The sequence below is a fragment of the Rhodopseudomonas sp. NSM genome (genome assembly GCF_052445935.1).
Classification (GTDB): domain Bacteria; phylum Pseudomonadota; class Alphaproteobacteria; order Rhizobiales; family Xanthobacteraceae; genus Rhodopseudomonas.
Genome location: NZ_JBQTCH010000001.1, coordinates 206,547 through 227,771, shown reverse-complemented (window position 1 = coordinate 227,771; position 21,225 = coordinate 206,547). Strand labels below are relative to the sequence as shown.

Annotated in this window: 20 protein-coding genes; all 20 read left to right on the top strand. The window is 65.7% G+C overall.

Going from position 1 to position 21,225, the window contains the following annotated elements:
* Positions 1-185 precede the first annotated feature (185 nt).
* The 20 genes from ACTZWT_RS01035 (at position 186) to ACTZWT_RS00940 (ending at position 21,129) form a co-directional block, all read left to right on the top strand.
* Positions 186-605, top strand: coding sequence for a YciI family protein (locus ACTZWT_RS01035; RefSeq protein ID WP_444767868.1), 420 nt, complete (start codon positions 186-188; stop codon positions 603-605).
* 220 nt (positions 606-825) lie between these two features.
* On the top strand, positions 826-1,533 hold the full coding sequence (locus ACTZWT_RS01030) for a TetR/AcrR family transcriptional regulator (RefSeq protein WP_444767867.1): 708 nt from the start codon (positions 826-828) through the stop codon (positions 1,531-1,533).
* 141 nt (positions 1,534-1,674) lie between these two features.
* Complete coding sequence (locus tag ACTZWT_RS01025) at positions 1,675-2,139, top strand: DUF2852 domain-containing protein (protein ID WP_444767866.1); 465 nt, start codon at positions 1,675-1,677, stop codon at positions 2,137-2,139.
* Positions 2,140-2,295: 156 nt separating this feature from the next.
* Positions 2,296-2,763 carry a carboxymuconolactone decarboxylase family protein gene (locus ACTZWT_RS01020; protein ID WP_444767865.1) on the top strand — a complete coding sequence of 156 codons (468 nt, stop codon included), beginning with the start codon at positions 2,296-2,298 and terminating at the stop codon, positions 2,761-2,763.
* Entirely contained in the window at positions 2,747-3,646 is a 900-nt protein-coding gene (locus tag ACTZWT_RS01015) for a sigma-70 family RNA polymerase sigma factor (RefSeq protein WP_444767864.1), read from the top strand. Before ACTZWT_RS01020 ends, ACTZWT_RS01015 begins: the two co-directional genes overlap by 17 nt.
* Positions 3,647-3,941: 295 nt before the next feature.
* Positions 3,942-4,655 (top strand): protein TolQ, encoded by a 714-nt coding sequence (gene tolQ / locus ACTZWT_RS01010; RefSeq protein WP_011440705.1) that lies wholly within the window; start codon positions 3,942-3,944, stop codon positions 4,653-4,655.
* A 36-nt stretch (positions 4,656-4,691) separates the two neighbouring features.
* Positions 4,692-5,165, top strand: a complete 474-nt coding sequence (locus tag ACTZWT_RS01005; protein ID WP_444767863.1) for an ExbD/TolR family protein — start codon at positions 4,692-4,694, stop codon at positions 5,163-5,165.
* Between the two features lie 49 nt (positions 5,166-5,214).
* Positions 5,215-6,186, top strand: coding sequence for a cell envelope integrity protein TolA (locus ACTZWT_RS01000; protein ID WP_444767862.1), 972 nt, complete (start codon positions 5,215-5,217; stop codon positions 6,184-6,186).
* A gap of 70 nt (positions 6,187-6,256) precedes the next feature.
* Entirely contained in the window at positions 6,257-7,591 is a 1,335-nt protein-coding gene (gene tolB / locus ACTZWT_RS00995) for a Tol-Pal system beta propeller repeat protein TolB (protein WP_444767861.1), read from the top strand.
* 187 nt (positions 7,592-7,778) lie between these two features.
* Positions 7,779-10,112, top strand: a complete 2,334-nt coding sequence (locus tag ACTZWT_RS00990; protein ID WP_444767860.1) for a putative bifunctional diguanylate cyclase/phosphodiesterase — start codon at positions 7,779-7,781, stop codon at positions 10,110-10,112.
* A gap of 149 nt (positions 10,113-10,261) precedes the next feature.
* Positions 10,262-11,002 (top strand): N-acyl amino acid synthase FeeM domain-containing protein, encoded by a 741-nt coding sequence (locus ACTZWT_RS00985; protein WP_444767859.1) that lies wholly within the window; start codon positions 10,262-10,264, stop codon positions 11,000-11,002.
* Between the two features lie 323 nt (positions 11,003-11,325).
* Complete coding sequence (gene pal / locus ACTZWT_RS00980) at positions 11,326-11,823, top strand: peptidoglycan-associated lipoprotein Pal (protein ID WP_444767858.1); 498 nt, start codon at positions 11,326-11,328, stop codon at positions 11,821-11,823.
* Between the two features lie 167 nt (positions 11,824-11,990).
* Entirely contained in the window at positions 11,991-12,989 is a 999-nt protein-coding gene (ybgF, locus tag ACTZWT_RS00975; protein WP_444767857.1) for a tol-pal system protein YbgF, read from the top strand.
* A gap of 53 nt (positions 12,990-13,042) precedes the next feature.
* Positions 13,043-14,083, top strand: a complete 1,041-nt coding sequence (tilS, locus tag ACTZWT_RS00970; protein ID WP_444767856.1) for a tRNA lysidine(34) synthetase TilS — start codon at positions 13,043-13,045, stop codon at positions 14,081-14,083.
* Between the two features lie 210 nt (positions 14,084-14,293).
* The gene (ftsH, locus tag ACTZWT_RS00965; protein WP_444767855.1) at positions 14,294-16,210 is read left to right on the top strand and encodes an ATP-dependent zinc metalloprotease FtsH; all 1,917 of its coding nucleotides are present in this window, start codon (positions 14,294-14,296) and stop codon (positions 16,208-16,210) included.
* Between the two features lie 133 nt (positions 16,211-16,343).
* Entirely contained in the window at positions 16,344-17,456 is a 1,113-nt protein-coding gene (locus ACTZWT_RS00960; protein ID WP_444767854.1) for an Acg family FMN-binding oxidoreductase, read from the top strand.
* Positions 17,457-17,562: 106 nt separating this feature from the next.
* Positions 17,563-18,303, top strand: coding sequence for an AzlC family ABC transporter permease (locus ACTZWT_RS00955; protein ID WP_444767853.1), 741 nt, complete (start codon positions 17,563-17,565; stop codon positions 18,301-18,303).
* Positions 18,300-18,617, top strand: coding sequence for an AzlD family protein (locus tag ACTZWT_RS00950; RefSeq protein WP_322516320.1), 318 nt, complete (start codon positions 18,300-18,302; stop codon positions 18,615-18,617). The genes ACTZWT_RS00955 and ACTZWT_RS00950 overlap by 4 nt, the downstream gene beginning before the upstream one ends.
* Before the next feature lie 195 nt (positions 18,618-18,812).
* Entirely contained in the window at positions 18,813-19,487 is a 675-nt protein-coding gene (locus ACTZWT_RS00945) for a TetR/AcrR family transcriptional regulator (protein ID WP_444767852.1), read from the top strand.
* A 148-nt stretch (positions 19,488-19,635) separates the two neighbouring features.
* Positions 19,636-21,129, top strand: a complete 1,494-nt coding sequence (locus ACTZWT_RS00940; protein WP_444767851.1) for an FAD-linked oxidase C-terminal domain-containing protein — start codon at positions 19,636-19,638, stop codon at positions 21,127-21,129.
* The last annotated feature ends 96 nt before the right edge of the window (positions 21,130-21,225 follow it).

Genomic DNA, 21,225 nt, shown 5'->3' with positions numbered 1-21,225 from the left:
CGTCATCCTGAGGTGTCCGCTGGACCGCGCCGTGCGCGGCCCAGCGGGCCTCGAAGGATGAGCCGCAAGCACCTTGGCCGCATCCTTCGAGGCGCGCAAGAGCGCGCACCTCAGGATGACGACTCCGCACTCGAGAATGCCGCGTTGCTTCAATCATTCGATCAAGTGTTCAAAGGGAACCGACTATGCGATTCATGATGCTGATGATCCCGAAGGGCTACGAGACCGCCGCGCCGGGCACCATGCCCGACGATGCCGCCGCGATCGCGGCGATGATGAAATACAACGAGGCGCTGCAGCAGGCTGGCGTGCTGATCACCTGCGACGGCCTGCATCCGCCGTCGATGGGCGCGCGCGTCAGCTTCGCCGGCGGCAAGCCTCTTGTCACCGACGGACCGTTCGCCGAGGTCAAGGAAGTGCTCGGCGGCTACTGGATGATCGACGTCGCCTCGCGCGACGAGGCGATCGCCTGGGCCAGGCGCTGCCCGGCCGGTCCGAACGAGATCATCGAGATCCGGCAGGTGCAGGAGCTCGCGGACTTTCCGGATGAGATCCAAAGCGAGCTCGCCGGGTTCGCGGAGATGCAGTCCGCGGCGCGCGGGTGAGCCGAGTTCCGTGACTGGAACCCGGGGCTGGGGAGGCCCGCCTCGGGTTAGCCGCAATAAAATCGCTGCGGCAGTGGCAGCCGCAAGTTTGCCCCAGGTTTGCCGCAAGCAAAGCCGCCGAAATCGCCCCCGTTTCGGTCACGTCGAAGCGCCGTCGGCGTGCGCCGGCGTCCCGATCCGTTAGTGACCTTTACACCGCCCTCATGTAAAAGCCCTTCACATGAGCTGGCGCAAGGAAGAGCGCCGCGCCGAGCGCGGCTATCATCACGGCAATCTGAAAGAGGCGCTGCTGCAGGCGGCGCTCGGGCTGATCGCCGAGAAGGGGCCGGCCGGCTTCACTTTTGCCGATGCCGCGCGGATGGCCGGCGTCAGCCCGGCCGCGCCGTATCGGCACTTCCGCGATCGCGAGGAATTGCTCTCGATCATCGCCCAGCGCGGGTTCGAACTGTTCGAGCAGGTGCTCGCCAAGGCCTGGGACGACGGCCGTCCCGACGCGATCACCGCCTTCATGCGGGTCGGGCCGGCCTATCTCGCCTTTGCACGCAACGAGCCGGCCTACTACTCGGCGATGTTTGAATCCGGCGTGCCGGTCGACGCCAATCCGCTGCTGATGACGGCGTCGGAACGCGCCTTCAACGTCATCCGCGCCGCCGCCGAACGGCTCGCCGCGCTCACTCCGGCCGGAGTCACAAGACCGCCGGCACTGATGATGGCGCTGCACATCTGGTCGATGTCGCACGGCATCGCGTCGCTGTTCGGCCGCGGCGACGCCGCGCGGCGCAAGCTGCCGATGGCCGCCGAAGAACTGCTGGAGGCCGGCGTGCTGATCTATCTGCGCGGTCTCGGATTTCCCGCCGACCTCCGGTCGCAGCCGGAAAAGCCTGCAGAACCAAAGCGTTCTGGCCCGTGGGGCGCGGCCCCGCAATAGCCGCGCTCACCGCGATGTGAGTGCCGCGCGAAATTGTCGCCCCGACCGAATCCCGCTCCGCCTTGACAAAACCAGAGATTGGCTTAGGTATGTAAATGTTATTTACATTCACGCCGGCGGTTGCCGGTCATGGAGAGGCATATGGCGAACGCCGCTGACTACAATCGATGGGGCCCGACCCAACAGCGCTATCAGCCCGCGCCGCGGTCGTCCTGGAGCCCGGGTTGGATCCTGCTGACGGTGGCTGGCTTCATCGTCTGGTGGCCGATCGGGCTTGCACTTCTCTTCTACACACTCTGGAGCAGAAACATGGGTTGCTGGGATCGTGGGAGCCGCTTCTCCAACAAGATGGAGCGGATGCAGGACAAGATGGAGCGGATGCGCGAGCGCATGGACCGCGGCGGCTTCGGCTTCGGCCCGCCGTCGAGCGGCAACCGCGCCTTCGACGAGTACCGGATGGAGACGCTGCGCCGGCTCGAGGAAGAGCAGGTTCAGTTCAAGGACTTCCTGGATCGTCTGCGCCACGCCAAGGACAAGGAAGAGTTCGACGCCTTCATGGCGCAGCACCGCACCAAGCCGGCGCCGGACGCGCCGCAGCAGGGCTGATCGTCCCTTCGAATCTGTGACTTCCATCGCCATTGCCGCCCGCCTGAGACCCAGGCGGGCGGCTTCGTTTCGGGGTGGTCGAAAAATCTCCTCGCGACAATGTCACGCCACGCCGCGCCGTCTCGTCCTATCCTGATCCAACCGCAGGAGACGACGATGAAGCCCCGCCTGAACCCCGCCGCCGCCGCGCCCGATGCCTACAAGGCGATGGTCGCGCTCGAGACCACCATCAAGGCCAGCGGCCTCGAACCGGGCCTGATCGAGCTGGTGAAGATGCGCGCCTCGCAGATCAACGGCTGCGCGTTCTGCCTCGACATGCACAGCAAGGATGCCCGCGCCCATGGCGAGACCGAGCAGCGGCTGTATCTGCTCGACGCCTGGCGCGAATCGCCGGTCTACAGCGATCGCGAACGCGCCGCGCTGGCGTGGACCGAAGCGCTGACGCTGGTCGCGCAGACCCACGCGCCGGACGCGGACTACGCGCTGCTGACGCAGCACTTCAACGCGGCCGAACAGGCCAATCTCACCATGCTGATCGGCGCGATCAACACCTGGAATCGGATCGCGATCGGCTTCCGCCTGATCCATCCGGTCGCGGCCGCCGTCCATGCCAGGGCCTCCTGAGCCCACCATCAGCGACGACGCCGCAGCGAGCTTCGCGCCGCTGCGCGCGCGGCTGATCCGGGTCGCCTATCGCATGCTCGGTTCGGTCGCCGAGGCCGAAGACGTGGTGCAGGACGCTTACTTGCGCTGGCACCGGACCGATCGCGCCGAGGTGCGCGATCCCGCGGGGTTCCTCACGCGCGTCGTCACTCGGCTTTGCCTCGACGTGCTGAAATCGGCGCGGCTCAGGCGCGAAACCTATATCGGACCATGGCTGCCCGAGCCGCTGATCACCGCGCAGCCCGACGAGGACGGCGATGATATCACGCTGACGCTGATGCTGGCGCTGGAGCGGCTGTCGCCGCTGGAGCGCGCGGCGTTCCTGTTGCACGACGTGTTCGGCCTCGGCTTCGACGAGATCGCCCGCACCCTCGATCGCGACGTCGCCGCCTGCCGCCAGCTTGCCGCCCGCGCCCGCGGCCATGTCCGCGCCGAGCGGCCGCGCTTTCCGATGTCCGATGAGCGTGGCCAGGCCATTGCCGGGGCGTTCTTCGAGGCGTCGCGCAGCGGCGATCTGAAGGCGCTGACCGCGCTGCTCGCCGACGACGTCGTGTTCTACGGCGACGGCGGCGGCAAGCGGATCGCCGCGCGCAATCCGATCACCGGCATCGCCCGGGTGACGCGGTTGTTCGCCGGCCTGGCGCGGAAGTATCATCCGTCGATGTCCACGCTGGTCGCGGCCCGGTGGATCGACGGGCTGCCCGGGTTCATTTCCCGGGAGGCCGATGGGCTCCAGACCACGGCGCTGGCGGTCGAAAACGACCGGATCGTCGCGATCTATGTGGTCCGCAATCCCGACAAATTGCGCCATTTGCCGACGCCCGCGGTTCCCTCTCTGCAGTGATCGCGTCGCGGTGTGCCCGAGCCGCTTCGCCCGCGATCACGGGCATTTTCCCGAGCATCGTAACCCCTTCTTAACCCTGATTAGCGTTTGGTTAGGGGCGTCAAGAATGCACCTGCAGCCCTCGTTTTGACACGTTGGCAGGGGATTGAGGGCCCGGCTTTTGGACCGGCCATCCCAACTGACAACGCGAAACTCCGGCTGTGGCGCTTCTTGCCAGAACGGCGCGTGGCTGCGGGGAACCGGGGCCGGCGCCAGATAGGCTGCCGCCGCACCCTTGCGTGAGAGGATAACCGACATGAACCCGGCCGACGTGACTCAGTCAGCCATGCCGCTGGTGTCCGCCGACATGTCGCTGATCGGACTGTTCTGGCAGGCCCACTGGATCGTCAAATCCGTGATGCTGGGGCTGATCGGCTGCTCGGTCTGGGTCTGGGCGATCGCGATCGACAAGCTGATCCTTTATTCCCGCACCAAGCGCGCGATGGACCGCTTCGAGCAGGCGTTCTGGTCCGGTGAATCGATCGACGATCTCTACCGTACCCTGTCGGCCAAGCCGACGCATTCGATGGCCGCCTGCTTCGTCGCGGCGATGCGCGAGTGGAAGCGCTCGTTCGAAAGCCATTCACGCTCCTTTGCCGGCCTGCAGATGCGGATCGAGAAGGTGATGAACGTCTCGATCGCGCGCGAAGTCGAACGGCTGGAGCGACGGCTGCTGGTGCTGGCGACGGTCGGCTCCGCCGGCCCGTTCGTCGGCCTGTTCGGCACCGTCTGGGGCATCATGTCGAGCTTCCAGTCGATCGCCGCATCCAAGAACACCTCGCTGGCGGTGGTCGCCCCCGGCATCGCCGAGGCGCTGTTCGCCACCGCCATCGGCCTGATCGCCGCAATTCCGGCGACAATTTTCTATAATAAATTCACGTCCGAAGTGAACCGCCAGACCCAGCGTCTGGAGGGTTTCGCGGACGAATTCTCGGCCATCCTGTCGCGGCAGATCGACGAGCGCGCATGAGTCGGACGAAGGTGAGCGCAAGGTGAGCACCAGACCATGTCGATGAACCTAGCGTCAGGCGGCGGGGGTGGCGGCAGACGCCGCCGCGGCAAGCGCCCGGTGATGGCGGAGATCAACGTCACGCCGATGGTCGACGTCATGCTGGTGCTGCTGATCATCTTCATGGTCGCGGCGCCGCTGCTCACCACGTCGATCGACATCGACCTGCCGGTCGCCCGCGGTGGCGCGCAGATTCAGTCGAACACGCCGCCGCTGACGCTGTCGGTGAAGCGCACCGGCGGCGGCTGCAACTCGCAGGTCGAGCTCTATGTCGGCGACAGCCCGGTCGCGCCGGCGGAGATGGAGGCGAAGATCAAGGCGATCCGGACGACGCGGTCGGAGACCGACAACGTGGTCTATCTTCGGGGCGACAAGGACGTCTGCTATACCGACATGATGAAGCTGCTCGGCCAGATCCGGACCGCCGGCTTCAAGGCCAATATCGTCATCGTGCCGGAGCAGGGCTCCTGAGCGGGGAACCAGCGGGCGCCGTCGTGGGGATGGAGCGGGAATTCTGAAGGTGAAGATCGACAAGACATTGGCGGCGTCCGTGGCCTTGCACGTTCTCGTGCTCGGCGGGGCCATGCTGTCGTTCTCGTCGAAGGCCTTCGAGCTCGAGCCGCAGGATTCCGTCGCGGTCGATACGATTTCGGAGGATCAGCTCGCCAAGGTGATGGCCGGGATGCGCTCCGGCAAGAAGGAGAATCCGAAGCCGCTGGTCGAGAAGGTCGCCGAGGCCAAGCCGGTCGAGGACACCGTCGGCAAGATCGATGACAAGAAGCCCCCGGTGGTCACCGACACCTCGCCGCCGCCGCAGCCCAAGACCGAGGAAAAGCCGGTCGAGAAGAAGCCCGAACCGCCGAAGCCGGTGGTGAAGGAAGAGCCCAAGAAGGAAGAGCCGAAGAAGGCCGAGAAGAAGCCCGAGCCGGCGAAGGAAGAAGCCAAGGAAGCGGAAAAGAAACCGGAGCCCAAGGTCGATCCGATCGCCGAGGCCTTGAAGAAGGAAGAAAAGAAGAAGCCGCCGCAGACCGAGGCCGCCGCCAAGCCCGAGCCGCCGAAGCCGAAGGCCGAGCGGGTGTTCGATCAGTCGAAGATCGCGGCCTTGCTCGACAAGCGCGATCCGACCCGGCAGGCGGTCGCCGGCGACGCGCTGAATTCCAACGCGGCGCTGGGGCTGTCGAAGGGCAGCGCGGCGAACAATTCCGCGACCTGGGGCGCGATGTTCCAGTCGCAGGTCGAGCGCTGCTGGAAGAAGCCGTATGGCGGCATCGAGGCGCAGCGCGCCGAAGCCGCCTTCGTGATCCGGCTGAAGCGCGACGGCACCCTCGAGTCGATGCCGCAGCCCGAGGGCCACCCGGCGACGCCTTACCTGCGCGTGTATCAGGAGAGCGCGCTGCGGGCGATCATCGAGTGCCAGCCCTACAAGCTGCCGCCGGCGTTCTTCGACGAATGGAAATACTTCGCGCCCGTGTTCACCGACCGGCGGACCTGATGCGAAGCTTGCTGACGATCGCCGGCGCTCCGCCGCGTGCGACATCTGACTGACCGATGGATTGCCGAACATGCCGCTCCACCTGAATCGCAGACAAATGATCCTTTCCGCCGCGACGGCGGCAGGCGCGCTGGCGCTCGGACCGGCGCGCGACGCGTTCGGCCAGGCCAGGGTGCAGATCACCGAGGGCAACGTCGCGCCGCTACCGATCGCGATTCCGAATTTCGTCGCAGGCACGCCGTCGGACAACGAGGTCGGCGGCGGCGTCAGCCAGGTGATCACCAACAATCTGAAGCGCAGCGGCCTGTTCGCGCCGATCGACCAGGCCGCCTATGTCGAGAAGATCACCAACATCGACGTGCCGCCGCAATTCAAAAGCTGGACCAGCATCAACGCCCAGGCGCTGGTGACCGGCCGGATGACTCGCCAGCCCGACGGGCGGCTCAAGGCCGAGTTCCGGCTGTGGGACGTCGCCACCGGCCAGCAGCTCGCGGGTCAGCAATATTTCACCTCGCCGGAATACTGGCGCCGGATCGCCCACATCATCTCCGACCAGATCTACGAACGGCTGACCGGCGAGAAGGGATATTTCGACAGCCGCGTCGTCTTCATCGACGAGAGCGGTCCGGCGGACCGCCGCATCAAGCGGCTGGCGCTGATGGACCAGGACGGCGCCAATGTCCGCTATCTCACGCGCGGCAGCGATCTGGTGCTGACGCCGCGTTTCTCGCCGTCGACGCAGGAGATCACCTACATGGAGTTCGGGCAGGGCGACCCGAAAGTGTACCTGTTCAACATCGAGACCGGGCAGCGCGAAACCGTCGGCAACTTCCCCGGCATGTCGTTTGCCCCCAGATTTTCGCCGGACGGCCAGCGCATCATCATGAGCCTGCAGCAGGGCGGCAATTCGAACCTGTTCGTGATGGATTTGCGCTCGAAGTCGACGACGCGGCTGACCGACACCCCGGCGATCGACACCTCGCCGTCCTATTCGCCGGACGCCGCCCGGATCTGCTTCGAATCCGACCGTGGCGGCAAGCCGCAGATCTACGTGATGCCAGCCAGCGGCGGCCAGGCCCAGCGGATCTCGTTCGGCGACGGCAGCTACTCGACGCCGGTCTGGTCGCCGCGCGGCGACTACATCGCCTTCACCAAGCAGGGCGGTGGCCAGTTCGCGATCGGCATCATGAAGCCGGACGGCTCGGGCGAGCGCATCCTGACCTCGGGCTTCCACAACGAGGGGCCGACATTTGCACCGAACGGCCGGGTGCTGATGTTCTTCCGCGATCCCGGCGGCAATGCCGGCCCGTCGCTGTTCACCGTCGACGTCTCCGGCCGCAACGAGTTGCGGGTCCCGACTCCCGGTTACGCCTCGGACCCGGCCTGGTCGCCGCTGTTGTCGTAAATCGTTAAGGTTTCGTTGGCGACCGGGCGGCGACCGTTCAGCTCGTCGGCAGCGCGCGCGCAACGCCCTATGAAGCCGAAGAATTTCCGGGTTTCGATGAGACCGGTAACGACTCGCTAATCATCTTCACTCAGAAAGAGTTCATCTGCTCGGGTTATAACGGGGCTGAAAGGACCGCTTGCGCCTGATGCAGCTTGCCAGTCAAAAACGAGACGCCGATCCCGAGATGTCGCCGGCGATTCACGCCGGGCTGGTCGACTCGTTGTTCATGAATCCGGCGCCGATGATCATCGGAGCGTTCGGGCCCGGCATCGCGGCGTCCGTGATCGGTTTCGTCACCGGCAATATCTGGAACTGGCTGTTCGTTCCCCTGTTCGTTCTGGTCGGTATCGCGCGCGCATGGCAGATGCACCGCTACCGAAAGCGGAACGCACCCCTTTCTCAGCACGATGCCGATGTCTGGGAGCACCGATACCGCCTGGGCGCGATCAGTCATGGTATCGCGCTCGGCCTGTGGTCGTTGGTGGTCCTGTTGGACATCCACGACACCGGCGCGCACATGCTCTGCATCACCACGGTGGTGGCCTACACATCGGCAGGCGTCGGCCGCACCTTCGGACGGCCCAAGATCTTTCATCTGCAAGTGTTGTTGAGCTGCGGACCGCTGATCATCGCGATGATCACGGTGGGCGGCATCTACTATCTGGCATTGGCGCTGCTCAGCACGGTGTTCTTCATCGCCATCAGGCATGTGACATCGAGCTTGCAGCGGATCTATCTCGACGCCTGGATCGGGCGGGAGAGAGAGGCGGCGCTGGCGCACCAGTTCGATACGGCCCTGAACAACATGCCGCACGGCCTGTGCATGTTCCGCGGGGACGGCCGGCTGGCCGTCATGAACAATCGCTTCGCTGAAATGATGAGACTGGGCAATGCGCTCGCCGAGGGCTCGCCGAGCGCGACCGAGATCGTCGCGACCTGCGTGACGGTGGGCGCAATTTCGGCTTCGAGCGGCCGCTTGATCCTGTCCGAGATCGACAACTCGCTGGCCGGTGAAATCGTCACCGTCGGCGACGAGCCGGCGCCGCGCTCGTTGTCATGGACGTTCCAGCCGATGCCCGGCGGGGGCACGGTTGTGCTGGTCGAGGACATCACCGAACGCCGCAACGCCGAAGCGCGCATCGTGCATCTGGCACGTTACGACGAACTCACCACCTTGCCGAACCGGGTGCAGTTCCGCGACGAAATCGAACGAATTCTCTCGGCCGAGCACGGCCACGGCACGACGCGAATGTCGGCGCTGCTGTTCGTCGACCTCGATCAGTTCAAACAGGTCAACGATACCCTCGGCCATCCGCTCGGCGACCGGCTGTTGTGCGCGGTCGCCGACCGGCTGCGCGACATGCTGCGGCCCGAAGACTTCGTCGCGCGGTTCGGCGGCGACGAGTTCGTGGTTTTCCAGCAGAACATCCGGTCCAACGAGGACGCCGCAGTGCTGGCGCGGCGGATCGTCGAGCGGCTCAGCGACCGCTATCTGATCGACCATCACGTCGTCGAGATCGGGGCCTCGATCGGCATCGCGACGACCTCGCCGGGCATTCGCGCCGACATCCTGCTGAAGAACGCCGACATGGCGCTGTATCGCGCCAAGGCCGACGGCCGCGGCACCTTCTGCTTCTTCCGCGAGGAGATGGCCCACACCGTCGAGGCGCGCCGCATTCTCGAGCTCGATCTGCGCAAGGCGCTCGCCAACGAGGAATTCGAACTTTACTACCAGCCGCTGGTCAATCTGAAGACCGGCCGGATCACGACGTGCGAGGCGCTGCTGCGCTGGAATCATCCGGTCCGCGGCACGGTCTCGCCGATCGACATCATTCCGGTTGCGGAAGACATGGGCCTGATCGTCGATCTCGGCCGCTGGATCCTGCGCAAGGCCTGCATGGAATGCATGATGTGGCCTCAGCAGGTCAGCGTGGCCGTCAACTTCTCGTCGCAGCAATTCCATCAGCGCGATATTCTCAACGAGGTGCGCTACGCGCTCGAGGTTTCGGGCCTGCCGGCCAGCCGGCTCGAAATCGAGATCACCGAATCGTCGCTGCTACGCAATACGCAGTTCACCCATGACGCACTCGCGCAGTTGCATGCCGAGGGCGTCCGGATCGCGCTCGACGATTTCGGCACCGGTTACTCGAGCCTGAGCTATCTGCACACGTTCCCGTTGCAGAAGGTCAAGATCGACCGCTCCTTCCTCGAGGGCATCGACAGCGACCGGCCGCTCACGCTGCTGCGCGGCGTGGCGCGGTTGAGTGCCGATCTCGGAATGTCCGTCGTCGTCGAGGGCATCGAGACCAACGAGCAACTGGAACTGATCAGTGCCGACGGGACGGTCACCGAAGCGCAGGGCTATTTGTTCAGCCGCCCGGTTCCCGCGGCGCGCGTCCGGAAACTTCTGACGGCCTCGCATGGCCAGCGTCAGAAGGACGGCAAGGTCCTCTCGATTCCTCTCCGCTCCATCGCCTGACCACAGCCGCGGCGCCTCTGCCTCAATACAACCTTAGATTTCGCAGAGATGATTAACCCTAACGTTTCAAATGCTTTGCTTCATCGTTAAGGGTCCGTTAACGTTCGCTTATACGATCTTGCGTGCGGTTTTGGGGTAGGGGAATAGACATGGATGCCGCCCGGCAGGAACAGCAGGAGGGCCGCGTTGCCGTCCGCCGACGTGAACTGCTCGACAAGGTTGAGTACCGGCTTGCCGAGTCGGAAGCGGAGCGAGCCGCGATCTACCGGCTGCGTTACCGCGCCTATCTGAAAGAGGGCGCGATCGAGCCCAATCCCCTCGGCATCGTCACCGATCGCTACGACGACCTGCCGAATTCGTGGATATTCGGGATTTTCTTCGAGGGAGAACTGACCAGTTCCCTGAGAATCACGTTGGCGACGCCGGAAAATCAGGCTTGCCCGTCGATGGACGTGTTTCCGGATCTGCTGGAGCCGTGGCTGGCCAGCGGCAAGGTGATCGTCGATCCGACCCGGTTCGTCTCGGATCCTGATCGAACCAATCGCGTGCCCGAGCTCGCTTACCTGACCTTGCGTCTGGCCTATGTGGCCTGCGAGCATTTTCGTGCCGACATCGGGTTGGCTTCGGTGCGCGCGGAGCACCAGGCGTTCTATCGCCGTGTCTTCATGAGCGCGGTCTGCCCGCCGCGGGTCTATCCCGGCCTGAAGAAACCGATCGGGCTGATGGAAATCGATTTCCCCGTCACGCATATGAAGGTGTTTGCGCGCTATCCGTTCTTGCGCTCGACGTCGTTCGAACGACACAAGCTGTTCACGCGGACGACGGCGCGACCGGCGTCGCTCCGGCTCGCCGAATCTCCGCTCGCGACGAGCGGCCACCAGCACGTCTAGATCAGCTGGCATTCCTGAATTCCGGAGAGCCGGGGGCAATGCTGAGCCGATCGGGCGCGGTCGGGTCTGCCCACAGCGGATTGCGATCCGCATCCATTGATGCGCGGCAGCTGCCGAGGTGTCGTTGGAGGCACGGATTTGCGAGGCCCGCCTTCACCGTCGCGCCACATTTACACCCCATTAACCATTGCGATTGCTTTTCGCCGATCGGGGGCTTTTGATCGGAGCCGGCAAGGTCTCGTCAAGGTTGACGGAACGTTCGCTTAACCATCGCCCTGTAGACCGGATGACAGTCCGAATATCGCGAGCGTGGAGGCTCCGGAATGAAACATCAGAAGCGAATCCTCCAGGGATTGAAGCTGGCCGCGGTGCTCGCGGTGGCCCTGTCGATGGGGGCTTGCGCCAATAACAAGACCGGTCTCGGTGCCGACGGCGCGATGGCCAACGCGGCGACCCCGGGCAGCCAACAGGATTTCGTGGTCAATGTCGGCGATCGCGTGTTCTTCGAAAGCGATCAGACCGAACTGTCGCCGCAGGCGGTCGCGACGCTCGACAAGCAGGCGCAGTGGCTGCAGAGCTACAACCGTTACTCGTTCACGATCGAGGGCCATGCCGACGAGCGCGGCACCCGCGAATACAACATCGCGCTGGGCGCGCGCCGTGCGCAATCGGTGCGCAACTATCTCGCCTCGCGCGGCATCGATCCGTCGCGGATGCGGACGATTTCCTACGGCAAGGAACGTCCGGTCGCGGTCTGCAACGACATCTCGTGCTGGTCGCAGAACCGCCGCGCGGTCACCGTGCTGAACGCCGGCGCCTGAGCGCGCTCGGGTTCGATGTGATGGAGCGGCGCCTTCGGGCGCCGTTGCTGTTTGGAATCGTGTCGGCCTGCGACCGTCGGCCATCGCTCCAGTCACATTTTTGGCGTAGTCCGGGGATCAATCCGGCGCTACTAATCTGGCGCGCCATCCCCAACCGTCGGGCCCCAATGTCACCCATTCCTGCCCTTTCTGCGCGCAGCCTCGCGGTGTTCGCGTTGCTCGCTTTCGCCGCTCCCGCGCTGGCCCAGCAATATGGCGGCGAGGTCGATCCCGAAATCCGCATCCAGCAGCTCGAGGAGCGGCTGCGCACACTGACCGGCCAGAACGAGGAACTGCAATACCGCAATCGCCGCCTGGAAGACCAGGTCCGGCAATTGCAGGGCGGTGCAGGGGCTCAGCCGGCCGCACCCGGCAACGCCGCCGCGCCGCCGGCGGCCGCTGTGCAGCAACCGCCCGTCTATAGCCAGCAGCCGCAACCGCAGGCGCCGGTCTACGGCCAGCAGCCACAGGCGCCGATCGTGCAGGACCAGGCGGTCGCGCCTCCGGCGACCGGCCGCCGCCGGGGCGATGCGTTCGATCCGAGCCAGAACCCGAATGCGCCGGGCGTCCCGCGTGCGCTCGGTGGCGGACAATTGCCTGTTCCGGCCGAGCAAAGTGGGGTGGCGGGCGCGCCGCTCGACCTGTCGAACAATCCCGGCGGTCGCTATCCCGACGCCGGCGCGCCGCCGCAGCAGGCGCCGCGCGGGGCGGGTGGGTCAGGGCTGACCACGCTGCCGCCGTCGGCCAGCCCGCGCGACGAGTTCGATCTCGGCATCGGCTACATGCAGCGCCGCGACTACGCGCTCGCCGAAGAGACGATGCGCAACTTCGCGAGCAAATATCCCAACGACGCGCTGACGCCGGATTCGCAATACTGGCTCGGCGAGAGCTTCTTCCAGCGCCAGATGTATCGTGACGCCGCGGAGGCTTTCCTCGCGGTCACGAGCAAATACGACAAGTCGACCAAGGCGCCCGATGCGCTGCTGCGGCTCGGCCAGTCGCTGTCGGCATTGAAAGAGAAAGAGGCCGCCTGCGCCGCTCTGGGCGAGATCGGCCGCAAATATCCGAAGGCATCGGCCGGCGTGAAAAAGGCGGTCGACACCGAGCAGAAGAAGCTTAAGTGCTAGGCTGACGAGAGCCCCGGCCGAGCCGGGGCCTCGAGCCGAGGCTTGCGCTGCCGATGTCCGGGAATGACGAAGCGCCGATTTCGGCGCGTGAGGCTTCGGGCCTTTTCGCCGACTGGAAGGCGGTCCCCGCGATCGTGCTCGCGGTGTCCGGCGGACCGGATTCGCTGGCGCTGATGTGGCTCGCCGCGCGCTGGCGCAAGGCGCTGAAGCGCGGGCCCGCGCTGTTCGTCGTCACCATCGACCATGGCCTGCGGCCGGAAGCGGCCCGCGAGGCGCGGTCGGTCAAGGAGTTCGCGCGCACGCTCGATCTGCCGCATCGGTCGCTGCGCTGGACCGGCGACAAGCCGGCGACGGGACTGCCGGCAGCGGCGCGCGCGGCGCGCTATCGGCTGCTGGCCAAGGCGGCGAAGGCGGTCGGCGCGGCGCATATCATGACCGCGCACACCCGCGACGATCAGGCCGAGACGGTGCTGATGCGGCTGTCCCGCGGCAGCGGCATCGCCGGGCTGGCGGCAATGGCACGCGAGACCCGGCGCGAAGGTGCGGTGCTGATCCGTCCATTGCTGGACGTCTCCAAACGGCAGCTGATTGCGACGCTGACCAAAGCGAAGATCGACTTCGCAACCGACCCCGGCAATATCGACCCCCGCTTCACCCGCCCGCGGCTGCGCGAGCTGATGCCGCTGCTGGCCGCCGAGGGGTGCGATTCGCGCAATCTTGCGAGGTTTGCCGCCCGCGCCGCCCGCGCCGACGCTGCGCTCGAGCTGCTGGTCGATGGTGCGGAGCAGTTCCTGGCACTGCGCAGTACAGGACATTCAGAGCAGATCTACGATGCCTCGGCATTCTCTGCGCTGACGGCGGAAATCCGGATTCGGTTGTTGCTACGTGCGCTCGGGCGCGCTGGCCGGGAAGGCCGGCCCGAGCTCGGCAAGGTCGAGGCTTTGGCCGCCGCGCTTGAAGCCGCCGCGGCAAAGCGGGCGCCGAAACCGGGGCAAATCAAGCTGAAACAGACGCTTGCCGGGGCCGTGATCACGTTGACACGGGATTGCCTCGAAATTGCCCCAGCGCCTCCACGGCGACGAAATGCCGGCTGATCACGCCGCACCGGAGCTTAACCACCCCTGGAGAAGGCTGGGCTCTCCCGGATTTGAGCCGTCAGAACGTCGGAATGCGCTAAATAGTCCTGAATGGTTCTCTTGGCAGGCGGCCGTGTGACACCTAGATTGTGAATTGGCCGGTCCGAGGACAGTCTCGCCGCACCCGGGCCAAGGGATCGCGATCCGCGCGACCGATAAGGAAGATCGATGAACGCCAATCTGCGGAATTTCGCCCTCTGGGTCATTATCGTCTTGCTGCTTTTGGCGCTGTTTACGCTCTTCCAGAATCCCGGCCAGCGCGCCGCATCGCAGGACATCTCGTTCTCGCAGCTGCTCAGCGAGGTCGATCAGAATCACGTGCGCGACGTGGTCATCCAGGGCCAGGAAATCCACGGCACCTTCACCAACGGCTCGACCTTCCAGACCTACGCGCCGAACGATCCGTCGCTGGTTACGCGTCTCTACAACGGCAAGGTCGCGATCACCGCGAAGCCGCCGGGCGACAACGTCCCGTGGTTCGTGTCGCTGCTGGTGTCGTGGCTGCCATTCATCGCGCTGATCGGCGTCTGGATCTTCCTGTCGCGGCAGATGCAGGGCGGCGCCGGGAAGGCGATGGGCTTCGGCAAGTCGCGCGCGAAAATGCTCACGGAAGCCCACGGCCGCGTGACGTTCGAAGACGTCGCCGGCGTCGACGAAGCCAAGCAGGACCTGCAGGAGATCGTCGAGTTTCTGCGCGACCCCGGCAAATTCCAGCGCCTCGGCGGCCGCATTCCGCGCGGCGTGCTGCTGGTCGGCCCGCCCGGCACCGGTAAGACGCTGATCGCGCGTGCGGTCGCCGGCGAAGCCAACGTGCCGTTCTTCACCATCTCGGGTTCGGACTTCGTCGAAATGTTCGTCGGCGTCGGCGCCTCCCGTGTGCGCGACATGTTCGAGCAGGCCAAGAAGAACGCGCCCTGCATCATCTTCATCGACGAAATCGACGCGGTCGGTCGTCATCGCGGCGCCGGTCTCGGCGGCGGCAATGACGAGCGCGAGCAGACGCTCAACCAGTTGCTGGTCGAGATGGACGGGTTTGAAGCCAATGAGGGCGTGATCCTGATCGCGGCCACCAACCGGCCCGACGTGCTCGATCCCGCGCTGCTGCGTCCCGGCCGCTTCGACCGTCAGGTCGTGGTGCCGAACCCGGACGTCGTCGGCCGCGAGCAGATCCTCAAGGTGCATGTTCGCAAGGTGCCGCTGGCGCCGGATATCAACCTGAAAACCATCGCGCGCGGCACCCCGGGCTTCTCCGGCGCCGACCTGATGAACCTCGTCAACGAAGCGGCCTTGATGGCGGCCCGGCGCAACAAGCGCATGGTCACTCAGGCTGAGTTCGAGGACGCCAAGGACAAGGTGATGATGGGCGCCGAGCGCAAGTCGCTGGTGATGACCGAGGAAGAGAAGATGCTGACGGCCTATCACGAGGGCGGTCACGCCATCGTCGGCCTCAACGTCATCGCCACCGACCCGATCCACAAGGCCACCATCATTCCGCGCGGCCGTGCGCTCGGCATGGTGATGCAGCTTCCGGAGCGCGACAAGCTGTCGATGTCGCTGGAGCAGATGACCTCGCGCCTCGCCATCATGATGGGCGGCCGCGTCGCCGAAGAGCTGGTGTTCGGCCGTCAGAAGGTGACTTCGGGTGCGTCGTCCGACATCGAGCAGGCGACTCGCCTTGCCCGGATGATGGTCACCCGCTGGGGCCTGTCGGAAGAGCTCGGCACGGTGTCCTACGGCGAGAACCAGGACGAAGTGTTCTTGGGTATGTCGGTGTCACGCACCCAGAACGCCTCCGAAGCGACGGTCCAGAAGATCGACGCCGAGATCAAGCGGCTGGTCGAGGAAGGCTACAACGAGGCGACCCGCATTCTCACCGAGAAGCGCGCCGACCTCGAAGCGCTCGCCAAAGGCCTGCTGGAATTCGAAACGCTGACCGGCGACGAGATCACCGATCTCATCAACGGCAAGAAGCCCAACCGCGAATCGGTGCTGGAACCCTCGGGACCGCGCACCTCCGCGGTGCCGCCCGCCGGCAAGCCGCGACCGCGGCCCGATCCGGGCCTGGAGCCGCAGCCGCAGGCGTAATCGCCGGGCGACCGGTCGAGTTGAAACGCGGCCCTGACGGGCCGCGTTTTTGTTTGGTGTCGACGTCATTGACCAGAGACAATTCCGCCCGGATAGAGCTGTGCTGTTGTGCAGCCCCAGCGCGGAGCATGCGATGAACCGCCGGTCGATCGTGATAGGAGGCGTTGCAACTGTTGCAACTGTTGCAGCCGCTGCCACTGGCGCCGTGCTGTGGTCGAGGCAGGGCATCGGTCAATGGCGCGAAGCCGCAGCGGGGATTCGGCGGCCGTTGAACGCGGACCTCTCCGGCACGGCGGCGCTTGCCGAACTGGTCCGCTGTGCCACGCTCGCGGCGAGCAGCCACAACACCCAGCCGTGGCGCTTCGCACTCGGCGACTCCGCGCTCACCATCGTTCCGGACTTTTCCCGACGCTGTCCGGTGGTTGATCCGGATGACCATCATCTGTTCGCGAGCCTCGGTGCCGCCGCCGAAAACATCGTGCAGGCAGCAGCGGTGTTCGGTCTGTCCGCGACAGTGCGGTTCGCCGATGAAGGCGACGACGGTCGGGTGAGGATCGATCTCGCGCCGGGTGCCTCCGCGGCCTCGCCACTGGCGGCGGCAATCGTCGGACGCCAATGCTGCCGCGGCCTGTACGACGGACGTGGTATCGCCCCGGCCGATCTGGATTTGCTCGCCGCGGCCGGGCGCGGCGACGGCGTCGATATCGTGCTCTTGACCGAGCGTCCGGCGATCAATGCCGTTGCTTCGCTGATAATTGCCGGCAACACGGCCCAATTCGCCGATCCGACGTTCCTTGCCGAATTGAAGCACTGGCTTCGCTTCGGCTATGCCGACGCGGTCGCGACCGGCGACGGGCTGTTTTCCCTGACGTCAGGCAATCCGGCGTTGCCTGCGCCGGTGGGTCGCGCGCTGTTCGACTACGTCGTTTCGGCGGCATCCGAGAACGCCAAATGTCGCGCTCAGATCGCCAGTTCGGCGGGCCTTGCGGTGTTCGTCTCGGAGCGCGACGATCGTCGGCATTGGCTCTCGGCCGGGCGCGCCTACCAGCGCTTTGCGCTACGCGCCACTGCGATTGGTATCAAGCAGGCGTTCCTGAACCAGGCCGTCGAAGTGCTGCCGCAGCGGCGGCGCCTGGCCGAACTTCTCGGTCTCGGCGCGCGACGTCCGGATTTCGTCGTGCGCTTCGGTTACGGAGCCGATATGCCCTGGTCGCTGCGGCGACCGGTTGCCGAGGTAATTGCGTAGCGCGTCGCACTTGCCGACGTCGTGCGACCGCATAGCCCCATGAGCGCCGATGACTTGACGTGGACGCGCGCAGCCATCAGGCAGGGCTCGCAAGGCGGACCCCATCATGACGACTCATCTTCCCAAGGCGCCGGCCTATTGGTCGCGTGACGCGATCTGGCCTGGCATCGTCGCGATCGGGCCGATGCTGCCGGGCACGCTGGCCTTCGGCATGGCGTTCGGCGCGCTGTGCGCGCAGAAGAACTTCTCGCTGGCCGAAGTCGAAGTGATGATGGCGACGGTCTATGGCGGGCTGTCGCAGTTCGTCGCGGTGCAGTCGTGGCCGGCGACGCTGACGCCGTCGACGATCGCGACGCTGGCGCTGCTGACCACGACCGTCAACATCCGCTTCTTCCTGATGACCGCGTCGATGCGGCCGTGGTTCGGCACGCTGCCGGCCTGGCAGGCCTATCCGGCGATGCTGCTGGTGACCGACGGCGGCTGGCTCGCCGCGATGCGCTATCGCGAGCACGGCGGCGCGAACGCATGGTTCTACGTTGCCGGCGGCATCGTTCTGTATTTCGTCTGGCTGGTCTCCGCGATACCCGGCTATCTGCTCGCCGAACAATTGTCCGATCCGAAGAAATTCGGGGTCGATCTGGCGATGCCGGCGTTCTTCGCCGCGATGCTGGTGCCGGCCTGGAAGGGACCGCGTCGTGCGATCCCATGGGCGGTCTCCGGCGTGGTCGCGCTGACCGTGCATTGGCTGATTCCGGGCTATTGGTTCATCATCGCCGGCGCGCTTTGCGGCGCGCTGAGCGCCGGGCTGATGGACGAGCCGCCGCCGCGTCCCGAGCGCGCGGCATGAGCGAGTTCTTGCGCAGCGACGTGATGATGGCGTTCGCCGTGATGACGGCGGTCACGGTCGCTTCGCGGCTCGGCGGCTTCTGGCTGATGCGCTATGTCGACGTCACGCCGCGGGTGCGGCGGATGCTCGACGCGCTGCCGGGGTCGATCATTGTCGCGGCGGCGCTGCCGGTCGCGGTCAATGGCGGGCCCATCGTGATGTTTGCGCTCGCCGCGGCGATGGCGGTCAGCATCATCCGCCGCAACGACTTCATCGCGGTGATTACCGGTATGACCGTAGCGGCACTGGCAAGAGCGCTCGGCTTCGGCGGGTAGTTGCGTTCTCACTGTTCACTTCATTGCGGTAGCGGCCTGGCTGTAAGGGCTTGCCTTCGTCTCTGAATAGGTGTTCACTTTTTTCACTGATTTGGGGCCGGCGCTTTCGACGTGCCTGTTCCCAAGATCTTGATGAGCGGCCACTTTCCGACCCCGTCCGGAGTCGGGAGCGCTCGATCCCGAGACGAGAGCGCCATGGTTTATCGGCGGACCAATCAGGTCGTGAAGCGACTGGCTGCACGCCGCAGCGCCATTCTTGCTGCCGCGCGCGAGACCGCAGTCGAAGGCGGGATGGCGGCGGTGCAGATCGCGCCGGTCGCGAACCGCGCCAGCGTCGCGGCTGGAACCGTTTACCGTTACTTCCCGTCCAAAGCCGATCTGATCTCCGAACTGATCGCGGACGTGTCCCGCGACGAACTTGCCGCGATCCGGCGCGCCGCCGACGCTGCGCCGGGCCCGTCTTCGGCGCTCGCAGCTGCCGTGACGACGGTCGCGGTGCATGTGCTGTCGCATCGCAAGCTTGCCTGGGGGATTCTTGCCGAACCGGTCGATGTCGACGTCTCCGCGTCGCGGCTCGCCAGTCGGCAAGAGATCGCGGGCGAGATCGAATCCCGGATCAGCGCCGCGGTGCGCGCGGGGCATCTGCCGGCGCAGGACACTGCGCTCGCCGCGACTGCTCTGCTTGGTGCGGTGCATGAATCGCTGGTCGGGCCGCTGGCGCCCGACAATCTCGACGACCCGGCCAAATTGCGCGATGCGGTGCAAACCGTGACGCTGCTGGCGCTCCGCGCCGTCGGGGTGATGGATGCCCGCGCCCGCGGGCTTGTGGTGCAGGCAGTGGTGCCGACCCGCATTCTGGTCGGCGCCTGAGACTTTCCGACGGCCGAAACCGTTTGCCGAATGGAATTGCTCTCAGTAAGGGTTGAGAGCGTATCCCGAACCCAGAACCGTTGTTCCGCAGTTGCGGGATACGCGCCAGCCACGCTCGATCTCGGCGGGCCGCGCAGGAGTATCTCGCATGACGATTCTGATGCCGGAGCCCGACCAGGCCGTGCTGGCGCGCCGCGACGAGATCGTCGCGGGGTTACGCAGGATCGTGCCGGGCGAGGGCGTGATCTCCAGCGCCGCCGAAATGAAGCCCTATGAGTCCGACGGGCTGATGGCGTATCGGCAGCCGCCGATGGTGGTAGTGCTGCCGAGCACGACCAAACAAGTTTCCGAGGTGCTGCGCTATTGTCACCAGAACGGCATCAAGGTGGTGCCGCGCGGCTCCGGCACGTCGCTGTCCGGCGGCGCGCTGCCGCTCGCCGACGGCGTGCTGCTCGGCCTCGGCAAGTTCAAGCGCATTCGCGAGATCGATTTCGACAACCGCGCCGTCGTGGTCGAGCCCGGCGTCACCAATCTGGCGATCAGCCAGGCGGTCGATCACATGGGCTTCTACTACGCGCCCGACCCGTCGTCGCAGATCGCCTGCTCGATCGGCGGCAACATCGCCGAGAATTCCGGCGGCGTGCATTGCCTGAAATACGGCATGACCACCAACAACGTGCTCGGCTGCGAGATCGTGCTGATGACCGGCGAGATCCTGCGGATCGGCGGCAAGGCCGCGGAGTGCGCCGGCTACGATCTGATGGGCGTGATCACCGGCTCCGAAGGGCTGCTCGGCGTCATCACCGAAGTCACCGTCCGCATCCTGCGTAAACCCGAGACCGCGCGGGCGCTGATGGTCGGCTTCACCGACGTCGAGGCCGCCGGCCAATGCGTCGCCGACGTCATCAGCGCCGGCATCATTCCGGGCGGCATGGAGATGATGGACCGGCCCGCGATCCACGCCGCCGAGGCCTTCGTCCATGCCGGCTATCCGCTCGACGTCGAGGCGCTGCTGATCATCGAGCTGGACGGGCCGCAGGTCGAGGTCGACGAACTGATCACCCGCGTAGAGGCGATCGCGCTCGGCTGCGGCTCGACCACCTGCCAGATCTCGACGTCGGAACAGGAGCGGCTGCTGTTCTGGTCCGGCCGCAAGGCCGCGTTTCCGGCAGTCGGCCGGATCTCGCCGGACTATCTGTGCATGGACGGCACCATCCCGCGCGCGCAACTGCCGCTGGTGCTGCGGCGGATGACGCAGATGTCGGAAAAATACGGGCTGCGCGTCGCCAATGTGTTCCACGCCGGCGACGGCAATCTGCATCCGCTGATCCTGTACGACGCCAACAAGCCCGGCGAGCAGGACCGGGCGGAGGCGTTCGGCGCCGACATCCTGCGGCTGTGCGTCGAGGTCGGCGGGGTGCTGACCGGCGAGCACGGCGTCGGCATCGAAAAGCGCGATCTGATGCCGGAGATGTTCTCCGACATCGATCTCAATCAGCAGCAGCGGCTGAAATGCGCGTTCGATTCCGAAGGCCTGCTCAATCCCGGCAAGGTGTTCCCGACGCTGCATCGCTGTGCCGAACTCGGCCGCATGCATGTGCACGGCGGCAAATTGCCGTTCCCGGATATTCCGCGGTTTTGAACCTGGTAGTTTGATGGTCGATGGACGAAGCACAACCTTTCTACGTCATTGCGAGCCAAGCGAAGCAATCCAGGAGCTCCGTGCACCGGGCCGCTG